A 9,887-nucleotide genomic window follows, 5' to 3' on the forward strand; every position below is an offset into this window, starting at 1 on the left:
CCCCCCACCCACCGACCCGGCGCTCCACCCAGGTCAGCGCCGGTCATGCCGGATTTTTACCCGGACGTTCCATGTGACCCTTGCCGCATCCACAAAGTGTATGCAAAAGTGTGGGCACCTTCGGAAGGGAGGTCGCCGTGGTGCGAACCGGCGTGCGAGTGCGGGCGGGCAGCGCGCTCTACAACGAGGTCGTCGACTGGATGGACGTCGAGGCCGAGCTGCTGGACGACTACCGGGAACGCGAGTGGCTGGAGGGCATGGTCAGCCGCGACGTCGTCTACCAGGTGCCGCTGAGGCAGACGGTCGAGCGGGCGCGCGGGACCGGCTTCCTGCCGGGAACGTTCCATCTCGACGAGACGTACGGCTCGCTGGAGAGCCGGGTCGCGCGGAACGAGACCGCGTACGCCTGGGCCGAGGACCCGCCGTCCCGGATCCGGCACTTCGTCACCAACATCAAGGTCACCGACCTGGGCGGGGACGAGGCGGCGGTGCGCAGCAACCTGCTGATCTTCCGCACCCGGCAGGAGCAGACGCGGCCGCAGCTGCTGTCCGGCGAGCGCAGGGACGTGCTGCGCCGCGAGGACGGCGCCCTGCGCCTGCTGCGCCGCGAGGTCCGGCTGGACCTCACCGTGATCGGCACCCACAACCTTTCCATCTTCTTCTGAGGGGGACTCGATGGCACGGAGCGAGCGGATCCTCGACGAGCTGGCCGACGGCGTCGGGCGCGGCGAGGTCCCGGCCGCCATCTTCGGCGACCAGGAGATCTACGACCGGGAGCTGCGGTCGGTCTTCGGCCGGTGCTGGGTCTACCTGGCGCACGAGTCGGAGATCGAGGCGAAGGGCGACTACGTCCTGCGCAAGATCGGCGAGGACAGCTTCATCGTCGTCCGGGACGAGCAGGGCGAGATCCACGTGCTGTTCGACGCCTGCCGACACCGGGGCGTCCAGGTGTGCCGGTCCGACTCGGGCAACACCTCCCACTTCCGCTGCCCGTACCACGGGTGGACGTACAACACGAAGGGCGACCTGGTCGGCGCCCCGCTCTGGCGGAACGCGTTCGGCGGCATGCCGAAGGAGGGCAACGGCCTGGCGAAGGTCGCCCGCGTCCGCTCCTACCACGGGCTCGTGTTCGCGACGCTCGACCCGACGGCGCCGGAGCTGGAGGACTACCTCGGCGGCATGGCCTGGTACCTCGACCTGCTGTTCGGGCTGAACGAGCACGGCATCGAGATCATCGGCGCGCCGCAGCGGTTCGTGATCGACGCGAACTGGAAGTCGGGCAGCGACAACTTCGCGGGCGACGACTACCACCTCGGCACGCTGCACCGGTCGGTGTGGGAGATCGGCGCGTTCCCCGTCCCCTTCCGGGAGAACATGATGGGGTACCACATCCAGGCGTCGCCGGGGCACTCGCTGTCGTTCTCGATGGCGCCGTCCGAGGACGAGCCGGGCCCGAAGTTCTTCGGCTTCCCCGACGACGTCGCCGCGACGTTCGACACGTCCCGGATCAGCGAGCACCAGCTCGACATCGCCCGCCGCTCCCGCGTGATGGTGGCGAACGTCTTCCCGAACTTCTCGATCCTCGCGCTGCCCATGACCGAGGACGGCGCGAACCACCCGCCGACGGGCGTGATGACGATCCGGACGTGGCAGCCGCACGGCGTCGGCCAGGTCGAGATCTGGAACTGGTTCTGCGTCTACAAGAACATGACGCCCGAGCAGAAGGACCGGGCGTACCGGGCGGGCCTCGGCACCTTCTCCATGGGCGGCGCCTTCGAGATGGACGACACCGAGCCGTGGATCACGGTGAGCCGCACCGGCCGGTCCACGGCGGCGGACCTGCTCGACTTCAAGCTGAACTACCAGATGGGGATGCCCGGCATCGGGATCGCCAAGGAGGTCCCCGACTGGCCGGGGCCCGGCATCGCGTACTGGACGCGGTACGAGGAGGGCGTCCAGCGCAACCTGTACCGGTTCTACGCGGACATGATGCGCGCCGAGCCCGGCACCTGGCCGAAGCTGACGTTCGAATGAGCGACTGGATCGCGGCGACGCGCGAGCGGTACGGGCGCGGCGGCCTCGGCGGCCGGCTGGCCTGGGGCGACCGCCCGGCGGTGGTCGTGGTGGACCTGATCGCCGGGTTCACCGACCCCGCGTGCCCGCCCGGCTCGGACCTGGACGACGTCGTGGCGCACACCGGCACCCTGCTGGAGCGCGCCGCGGCGGCGGGCGTCCCGGTCTTCCTGACGACCATCGCCTACGCGCCCGCGGACCTCGACGGCCTCGTCTGGCTCCGCAAGATGCCCGCGCTCCGCGCCCTCACCGAGGGTTCGCGGTGGGTCGAGGTGGACGAGCGGCTGCCCGTCCGCGAACCGGTGATCGCCAAGAAGGCGGCCTCCGCGTTCGCCGGCACGGACCTCGCCGCCCGGCTCGCCGCCGAGCGGGTGGACACGCTCGTCGTCTGCGGCGCGACCACGTCCGGCTGCGTCCGGGCGACCGCCGTCGACGCCTGCGCGCTGGACCTCGCGGTGTTCGTCCCGCGCGAGTGCGTCGGCGACCGCGAGCCCGGCCCGCACGAGGCGAACCTGCTGGACATCGACGCGAAGTACGGCGACGTCGTGGGCGTGGAGGAGGTGCTGGCCCGATGGTGACCCGGGTGCTGACCGAGCCTCGGCTGCTGACGCCGGGACCGCTCGGCCTCGCCGCCGAGCGCGAGCGCGGCACGTACGCGCCCGCCGCGTGCGGCGACGTGCTCGCCGAGCTGGCCGCCGCCGGGCTGCGCGGCCGGGGCGGCGCCGGGTTCCCCGCGCACGTCAAGTGGCGGGCGGTCGCGGACGGGCCCGGCCCCCGCGTGGTCGTGGCCAACGGCGAGGAGGGCGAGCCCAGCTCGCACAAGGACCGGTGGCTGCTGGTGAACCGCCCCCACCTGGTGCTGGACGGCCTGCTGCTCGCCGCCCGCACGGTCGGCGCGGACCGCGCCGTCGTCTACCTCTCCCACCCGGATACGGTCACGGCGGTGCGCGCCGCCATCGCCGAGATGCCGGCGGTCGGCGGCCCCGTCCCGGAGGTCCACGTCGTCGAGCCGACGTACGTGGCGGGGGAGGAGACGGCCGCCTGCCGGTCGATCGGCGGCGGCCCCGCGCTGCCGCTGGCCCGCCCGCCGCGCGTCTGCGACTCCGGCGTGGACGGCCGCCCGACGCTCGTGTCGAACGTGGAGACGCTCGCGCACGCCGCGTGGATCTCCCGGCACGGCGCCGCCGCGTACCGCGAGAACGGCACGGCGGAGTCGCCCGGCACGACGCTCGTCACCCTGACCGGCGCGTGCGCGGAGCCCGGCGTGTACGAGGTCCCGTTCGGGCTGTCCGTCGAGGAGCTGTTCGCCCGTGCGGGCGGCTTCACCAGTGAGCCCGCCGGGTTCGTGATGGGCGGCTGGTTCGGCGGGCTCCTCGGCCCGTCGCACGCCGCGACCCCCTGCACCTACGAGGCGGTGCGCGCGGCCGGCTCCGGGCTGGGCTGCGGCGCGATCACCGCGCTGCCGGCCGGGACGGACCCGCTCGCCGTCGCCGCCGAGATCACCGCCTGGTACGCCCGCGAGTCGGCGCGGCAGTGCGGCGTGTGCGCCAAGGGCACCGCCGCGATCCGCGACGTGTTCGCGGCGCTGAAGGACGGCACGGCGAACCGGCGGGACCGCGACAACCTGCGGCGCTGGGGCGAGACGCTGCCCGGCCGGGGCGCGTGCGCGTTCCTGGACGGCGCGGCCGGATGGGCGCGGACCGTCCGCGCCGAGTTCCCGGCCGACTTCGACCGGGCCACCGAACGAGACCTCGAACGAGAGGAGAGCTGACATGAAGGTGTTCGTCGACGCGACCAAGTGCAGCGGCTACGGCACGTGCGCGGAGATCGCCCCGGACCTGTTCCAGCTGGACGACTGGGGCTACGCGGCGGTCACCGGCGACGGCGTCCCCGCCGACCCGGAGGCCGCGCGCCGCGCCGCCGCGCAGTGCCCCGAGTCCGCCATCACGATCGAGGACTGACCCGTGGACCTCGGACTGGACGGCAAGGTCGCGCTCGTCACCGCCGCGAGCCGCGGCATCGGCGCGGCGATCGCCGGGCTGCTCGCCGCGGAGGGCGCGGACGTCGCCGTCAGCGCCCGTGCGCCGCAGGCCGCGCCGGGACGGACGCCGTACCCGGTGGACCAGGTGGACGCGGCGGCCGTCGACCGGCTCGTCCCCGACGTGGTCGCCGCGCACGGCAGGCTCGACCTCCTCGTAATCAACACCCCGGGCCCCAAGATCGTGCCGTTCCTGGAGACCGTCCAGGACGACTGGGCGCTCGCCTACGACCAGCTCGTCCGGCCCGCCGTGCAGCTCGCCTCGGCGGGGGCGCGGCAGATGGTCGAGCAGGGCGGCGGCTCGATCCTGTTCATCACCTCCACCTGGGTGAAGCAGCCCGCGCCCGGCGGCGTGCTGTCGGCCTCCATGCGGTCGCTGCTGTCGGCGCTGGCCAAGCAGATGTCCATGGAGCTGGCGCCGCACGGCGTGCGCGTGAACCAGCTGATGCCCGGCGCGACCGGCACCGACCGGATGCGGCGGATCGTCGCCGCGAAGTCCGCGGCGAACGGGACGACCGGGGACGAGGAGCAGGCGAAGGTCGTGTCCGCCATCCCGCTCGGCCGGTGGGCCGAGCCGGAGGAGATCGCGCGGGCCGCCGCCTTCCTGCTGTCCCCCGCGGCCGGGTTCGTCACCGGCGAGGCGTTCGCGGTGGACGGCGGCGCGGTGCGCTCCACCCTCTGACCGGCCCCTCCCGAGAACCCGCTCCCAGAAAGAAAGAGAGACACCGGAATGCCGAAGACCCTGCGGGAACTGTTCGTCGACCAGTACCGGCTGTGCGCGCTGAAGCCGTCGGAGACCGTCGCGGTGATCTCCGAGCTGGGCAAGAAGACCGACTACGCCGAGGCGGCCGTCGCCGCGGCCCGCGACATCGGCGCGGGCGCGCTGGTGCTGACCGCGTCCAGCCTGTCCAACCCGCTGCTGCCGCCCTACGAGGCCGACGGCCGGGAGGTCGCGGCGCTGCTCGCCGCCGCCGCCGAGTGCGACCTCGTCATCGACGTGACGGTGGAGGGCCTGATCCACTCCGACGTCCGGACGCGGATCACCGGCAACGGCAAGCGGATGCTGTTCGTCGCCGAGCCCGCGAACGTGCTGGAGCGGCTGATGGGCGACGAGCGGCTCCGCGCGGTCGTCGAGGCGGGCGGCCGGCGGCTGAAGGCGGGCAGCACGCTGCGCGTGACGTCCGCCGCCGGCACCGACCTCACCGCCGACATCTCCGGCGAGGACCTTCCGATCACCCACCAGTGGGGCTACGTCGACGAGCCGGGCCGCTGGGACCACTGGCCGAGCGGCTTCGTCGCCTGCTTCCCGCACGACCTGACCGCGGCGGGCACGATCGTCCTGCAGCCCGGCGACGTGCTGATCCCGTGGCAGCGCGCGGTCCGCGACACGGTGACGCTGACGATCGAGAAGGGCTTCATCACGAAGGTCGAGGGCGCCGGGAACGACGCGTTCGTTCTGCGCGACTACTTCGAGGCGTGGGACGACGAGAACGTGTACGCCGTCTCCCACATGGGCTGGGGCGTCCACCCGGTCGCCCGCTGGTCGGCGTTCGAGGTCTACGAGCCGCGCTCGCTGTACGGGCAGGAGCTGCGCTCCACCGCCGGGAACTTCATGTGGTCGACGGGCCCGAACCGGTTCGCGGGCCGCGACACCCCGGCGCACCTGGACATCCCGATGCGCGGCTGCACCGTCGAGATCGACGGGCACGCGGTCGTCCGCGACGGGGTGCTGACGGGCGAGGAGGCATGAGATGGCGGTGACCGCGAAGGTCCTGGAGCAGGCGATCCTGGCGCTCGGCCGCGACACCGCGCTGCTCGCCCGGTTCCGCGCCGACCCGGCCGGCGTCGGCGCCGGGCTGGGGCTGGACGCCGAATGGGCCGGCGTCATCGCCGACGGGCGGCGCGACCGGCTCCGCTCCGCCGGCGTCGTCGACGGCATCACGATCCTCGTCAGCCGGTGGTTCGCCGACGACCTCGGCGACTCCACCAGCGCGAGCCGCTTCCACGTGGAGCACGCGGCGCCGCCGCCCGACCCGGACGTGCCGGCGAACCTGGTGTTCGCGGGCGGCTGCTCGCACGTCCCCGACCTGCTGGCCCGCCCCGAGATCGACCCGGCCGACGGCGTCGCCCGGCTCACCGGGGCGTACCGGCGGCTCGGCGAGCGGATCGCGGCGGCCGACCCCGACGTGCTGCTCGTGACGGCCGACTGCCATTTCCAGAGCTTCCGGACGGGCGCGTTCGTCGTCGGCACGGCGGCGTCGCACACCGGGTCGATGGAGTTCTTCAAGCGCCCCGACCTGGACCTCGCCCTCACCGGCGCGCCCGCCTTCGCGCGCGCGATCGTGGACGCGGTCCGCGCCGAGGGCATGGAGGTCGAGGAGGCCGACCGCGTCGACCTGGACCACGGGCTGATCGTCCCGCTGCGGCAGGTGCTGCCGCGGCCCGGCCTGCCCGTCGTCCCGATCATCACGCAGCCGGCGCGGACGTTCTCGCCGTTCGGCGCGCGGGCGTTCGGGGAGGTGCTGCGCACGGTCCTGGAGACGCGCGGCGAGCGGGTGGCGATGCTCGCGACCGGCGGGCTCTCGCACTGGCTCGACCCCGGGAAGTTCGGCGGCGTGGACGTCGAGTTCGACACCTACATCCTGGAGATGCTCCAGGCGGGGCGCGGCAACGACCTCGGCAACCTGGAGCCGTACCCGCTGCTGGACCACGGCCAGTACGAGTTCCTCAACTGGCTGATCATGCTCGGGCTGGTCGGGCCCGGAGTGCCCGCCGAGGTGCTCGCGTACGAGCCGATGGAGGCGTCCGGCGGCGGCTGGACGGTCGTCGACCTGCCGCTGCCGGAGCGTCCCGCGCGGGCCGGCCGCGAGGAGCACGCCCATGCCTGACCGGACGCTCACCGTCGGCCTCACCCAGTGGCACGCCACCCGCGACGTCGCGGCCAACGTCGAGACGGCCTGCGCGATGATCCGCGAGTGCGCGGGCGCCGACCTGGTCCTGCTGCCGGAGAACGGGCTGATGCTCGGCACCAACACCGAGATGCGGGACGCGGCGCTGTCCGTCGACGACCCGGAGATCGGGGCGCTGCGGCGGGCCGCGAAGGCGGCGGGGTCGGCGGTCGTCCTCGGCGGGTTCAAGCGCAGGTCGTCCGGCGGGGTCCGCAACACCGCCCTCGCCATCCGCGCGGACGGCGAGATCGCCGGCGGCTACGACAAGATCCACCTGTTCGACGCGCGGATCGACGGGCGCTCGTTCGAGGCGTCCGGCGTCGAGACGGCCGGCGACCGCCCCGCGCTGCTGCGGGTCGCGGGCGCCGCCGTCGGGCTGACGATCTGCTACGACGTGCGCTTCCCCGAGCTGTACCGGGCGCTGGCGCTGGCCGGTGCCGAGGTGCTGCTCGTCCCGTCGGCGTTCACGCGGCGGACCGGGGAGGCGCACTGGGAACTGCTGCTGCGGGCCCGCGCCGTGGAGAACTCCGCCTACGTGGTCGCGTCGGCGACGGTCCACGGGGGCGACGGCGCCGACGACGCGTTCCCGACCCACGGCCACGCGCTCGCCGCGGGGCCGTGGGGCGAGGTGCTGGCCGACCTCGGCACGGCGCCCGCCGCGTCCCGCGTCCTGGAGCTCGATCTCGGGGCGGTGGCGCGGCGCAGGGAGACGCTTCCGGTGCTGCGCGGGGTGCGCCCGGCGGCCTACGGTGTCCCCGCACAGATCATCGAGATCGACTGAACCAGACCGGCTGCGCCGCACCGGCCGCACCGGACCGAGCCGCACACATCGAGGGGGACGGGACATGACCGCGGAACCTGAACTGCCCGAGGGGGTCGTCCGCGCGGGAGAGGCCATCGGCATCGGGAACGAGTTCACCGGCGTCCTGGTCCGCAAGGTGTGGACGCGGCAGGGCGAGCGGCTGGAGATCCTCGTCCCGAAGCACGGCCACCGCATCCTGCTGGACGCCATGCAACTGGAGATCGTCGCCCGGCAGGACCCGGAGCGGTTCACCGAGCTGTTCGCGGTGGCCCTCGGCTCCGAGGACGCGCCCGGCGCCGGCCAGGCCCCGGGCGCCGCCGGCGGCACCCCCGGCGCGGAGGGGACGGAGCGCCGATGACCGAGTCCAGGCCGGGCAACACGGTCGACGCGATCTACCACACCCTGCGCGAGCGGATCATCGACGGCGTCTACGCGCCGGGGCTCCGCCTCTCGCAGGGCGGGCTCGCCACCGAGCTGGAGGTGTCGCGGACGCCGCTGCGCGAGGCGCTGCACCGGCTGGAGGCCGACGGCCTGGTGGTCGCGGAGGCCAACCGCGGCATGGAGGTCGCGCCGACCAGCGCCGCGCACGTCGAGCAGTACTACGGCCTCCGGCTGCTGGTGGAGCCGCCGACGATCGCCGGGATCGTCGCCGAGCTCACCGACGGCGACCTGGAGCGGATGGACGCCGACCTGGCGCGGATGGAGGGCGACGGCCGCCGCATCCGCGACTTCCAGGAGGCGCACCTCCGCTTCCACCAGACCGCGCTCGGCCGGTACCCGAAGGCGTGGGCGGAGCTGACCGAGTCGCTGCACCTGAAGATCTACCGGCACCAGCGGCTCTACCTTTCCCACCCCGAGGCGCCCGAGGACTTCACCCGGCTGGACCGGCTGCTGCTGGAGGCGATGCGCGACCGCGACGCCCAGTTCGCCCGGCAGGTCCTGGAGTTCCACCTGATCGACGCCGCGCTCGGGCTCGTCCTCGACCAGGACCCCGACCACGTCTTCGGCCCGCTGGCGCTCGCCGCGCGCGGGCTCGGCATCGAGCTCGGCACCGCGCCGGACGGCCGGATCGAGCGCCCGGGGACGCTGCGCTGGCTGCGGCCCGGAGTGCGCGGCGAGCTGAACCTGTCCACCGCCAACCTGCGGCACGTCCGCGAGGAGAGGAAGACCTGACGATGACCGCGATCCGCTTCGGCATGATCGTGCCCAGTTCGAACACCACCATGGAGACCGAGATCCCCGCGATGCTGCGGGCCCGCGAGGCCGTCGCGCCGGAGCGGTTCACGTTCCACTCCGCGCGGATGCGGATGCAGCACGTCGATCCCGAGCAGCTCCGCGCGATGGACGACCAGTCCCTGGTGTGCGCGGAGCAGCTCGCCGACGCCGACGTGGACGTGATGGCCTACGCCTGCCTCGTCGCGATCATGGCGCACTCGCCGGGCTACCACCGGGTCAGCCGGCAGCGGTTGTCGGCGGTCGCCGGCCGGGCACCGGTGCTGACCTCGGCGGGCGCGCTGGTCGAGGGGCTCCAGCACCTCGGCGCGAAGAAGGTCTCCGTCATCACCCCGTACATGAAGCCGCTGACCGGGACGGTCTGCGAGTACATCGAGGCGGAGGGCGTCGAGGTCCAGGACGCCGTCAGCCTGGAGGTCTCCGACAACCTCGCGGTCGGCCGGCTCGACCCGGCGGACCTCGTCGGCATCGCCGCGCGGATCGACACCTCCGGCGCCGACGCGCTGGTGCTCAGCGCGTGCGTGCAGATGCCCTCGCTGCCGGTCGTGCAGCGGATCCAGGACTCGTTCGGCATCCCGGTGGTGACCGCGTCGGTCGCCACCGTGTGGCGGACGCTCCGCGAGCTCGGCCTGGAGCCGGTCGTCCCGGGCGCCGGGTGGCTGCTCGCGGACCGGAGCTGACCCCTTTTCTCGGCTCCCTTTCTGCATGCAGTTTTGAATACATCCCACCCCACCCCCCTGTCTCTTATACACCTTTGACGCTGCCGACGACGGAGAGAGAGTAGATCTCGGTG

12 protein-coding genes are annotated in these 9,887 nt (G+C 73.4%); all 12 read left to right on the plus strand.

The window, feature by feature from the left end; translation table 11 throughout:
* Positions 1-137: 137 nt before the first annotated feature.
* Positions 138-665, plus strand: a complete 528-nt coding sequence (locus ETD96_RS33620; RefSeq protein WP_205719578.1) for an aromatic-ring-hydroxylating dioxygenase subunit beta — start codon at positions 138-140, stop codon at positions 663-665.
* Between the two features lie 10 nt (positions 666-675).
* Positions 676-2,034, plus strand: coding sequence for an aromatic ring-hydroxylating oxygenase subunit alpha (locus tag ETD96_RS33625; protein WP_138640519.1), 1,359 nt, complete (start codon positions 676-678; stop codon positions 2,032-2,034).
* Entirely contained in the window at positions 2,031-2,651 is a 621-nt protein-coding gene (locus ETD96_RS33630; protein WP_138640520.1) for an isochorismatase family protein, read from the plus strand. The genes ETD96_RS33625 and ETD96_RS33630 overlap by 4 nt, the downstream gene beginning before the upstream one ends.
* Complete coding sequence (locus tag ETD96_RS33635) at positions 2,645-3,844, plus strand: NADH-ubiquinone oxidoreductase-F iron-sulfur binding region domain-containing protein (RefSeq protein ID WP_138640521.1); 1,200 nt, start codon at positions 2,645-2,647, stop codon at positions 3,842-3,844. Before ETD96_RS33630 ends, ETD96_RS33635 begins: the two co-directional genes overlap by 7 nt.
* 1 nt (position 3,845) lies before the next feature.
* Positions 3,846-4,034 carry a ferredoxin gene (locus tag ETD96_RS33640; RefSeq protein WP_138640522.1) on the plus strand — a complete coding sequence of 63 codons (189 nt, stop codon included), beginning with the start codon at positions 3,846-3,848 and terminating at the stop codon, positions 4,032-4,034.
* A 3-nt stretch (positions 4,035-4,037) separates the two neighbouring features.
* Positions 4,038-4,793, plus strand: coding sequence for an SDR family oxidoreductase (locus tag ETD96_RS33645; protein WP_138640523.1), 756 nt, complete (start codon positions 4,038-4,040; stop codon positions 4,791-4,793).
* 48 nt (positions 4,794-4,841) lie between these two features.
* Positions 4,842-5,861 (plus strand): 2,5-dihydroxypyridine 5,6-dioxygenase NicX family protein, encoded by a 1,020-nt coding sequence (locus tag ETD96_RS33650; protein WP_138640524.1) that lies wholly within the window; start codon positions 4,842-4,844, stop codon positions 5,859-5,861.
* A gap of 1 nt (position 5,862) precedes the next feature.
* The gene (locus ETD96_RS33655) at positions 5,863-6,999 is read left to right on the plus strand and encodes a DODA-type extradiol aromatic ring-opening family dioxygenase (RefSeq protein ID WP_138640525.1); all 1,137 of its coding nucleotides are present in this window, start codon (positions 5,863-5,865) and stop codon (positions 6,997-6,999) included.
* The gene (locus ETD96_RS33660; RefSeq protein WP_138640526.1) at positions 6,992-7,840 is read left to right on the plus strand and encodes a nitrilase-related carbon-nitrogen hydrolase; all 849 of its coding nucleotides are present in this window, start codon (positions 6,992-6,994) and stop codon (positions 7,838-7,840) included. The genes ETD96_RS33655 and ETD96_RS33660 overlap by 8 nt, the downstream gene beginning before the upstream one ends.
* A 64-nt stretch (positions 7,841-7,904) precedes the next feature.
* Complete coding sequence (locus tag ETD96_RS33665) at positions 7,905-8,219, plus strand: hypothetical protein (RefSeq protein WP_205719579.1); 315 nt, start codon at positions 7,905-7,907, stop codon at positions 8,217-8,219.
* Positions 8,216-9,034 (plus strand): GntR family transcriptional regulator, encoded by an 819-nt coding sequence (locus tag ETD96_RS33670; protein WP_138640527.1) that lies wholly within the window; start codon positions 8,216-8,218, stop codon positions 9,032-9,034. Before ETD96_RS33665 ends, ETD96_RS33670 begins: the two co-directional genes overlap by 4 nt.
* A gap of 2 nt (positions 9,035-9,036) precedes the next feature.
* Positions 9,037-9,774, plus strand: coding sequence for a maleate cis-trans isomerase family protein (locus tag ETD96_RS33675; RefSeq protein WP_138640528.1), 738 nt, complete (start codon positions 9,037-9,039; stop codon positions 9,772-9,774).
* The last annotated feature ends 113 nt before the right edge of the window (positions 9,775-9,887 follow it).

Origin of the sequence: Actinomadura geliboluensis, assembly GCF_005889745.1 — a bacterium.
GTDB classification, from domain to species: Bacteria; Actinomycetota; Actinomycetes; order Streptosporangiales; family Streptosporangiaceae; genus Spirillospora; species Spirillospora geliboluensis.

What these genes read in the sequence shown, in the direction of transcription:
- ETD96_RS33625 (WP_138640519.1), top strand. Translation starts at nt 676, where the DNA reads ATGGCACGGAGCGAGCGGATCCTCGACGAGCTGGCCGACGGCGTCGGG.
- ETD96_RS33630 (WP_138640520.1), top strand. Translation starts at nt 2,031, where the DNA reads ATGAGCGACTGGATCGCGGCGACGCGCGAGCGGTACGGGCGCGGCGGC.
- ETD96_RS33635 (WP_138640521.1), top strand. Translation starts at nt 2,645, where the DNA reads ATGGTGACCCGGGTGCTGACCGAGCCTCGGCTGCTGACGCCGGGACCG.
- ETD96_RS33640 (WP_138640522.1), top strand. Translation starts at nt 3,846, where the DNA reads ATGAAGGTGTTCGTCGACGCGACCAAGTGCAGCGGCTACGGCACGTGC.
- ETD96_RS33650 (WP_138640524.1), top strand. Translation starts at nt 4,842, where the DNA reads ATGCCGAAGACCCTGCGGGAACTGTTCGTCGACCAGTACCGGCTGTGC.
- ETD96_RS33655 (WP_138640525.1), top strand. Translation starts at nt 5,863, where the DNA reads ATGGCGGTGACCGCGAAGGTCCTGGAGCAGGCGATCCTGGCGCTCGGC.
- ETD96_RS33660 (WP_138640526.1), top strand. Translation starts at nt 6,992, where the DNA reads ATGCCTGACCGGACGCTCACCGTCGGCCTCACCCAGTGGCACGCCACC.
- ETD96_RS33665 (WP_205719579.1), top strand. Translation starts at nt 7,905, where the DNA reads ATGACCGCGGAACCTGAACTGCCCGAGGGGGTCGTCCGCGCGGGAGAG.
- ETD96_RS33670 (WP_138640527.1), top strand. Translation starts at nt 8,216, where the DNA reads ATGACCGAGTCCAGGCCGGGCAACACGGTCGACGCGATCTACCACACC.
- ETD96_RS33675 (WP_138640528.1), top strand. Translation starts at nt 9,037, where the DNA reads ATGACCGCGATCCGCTTCGGCATGATCGTGCCCAGTTCGAACACCACC.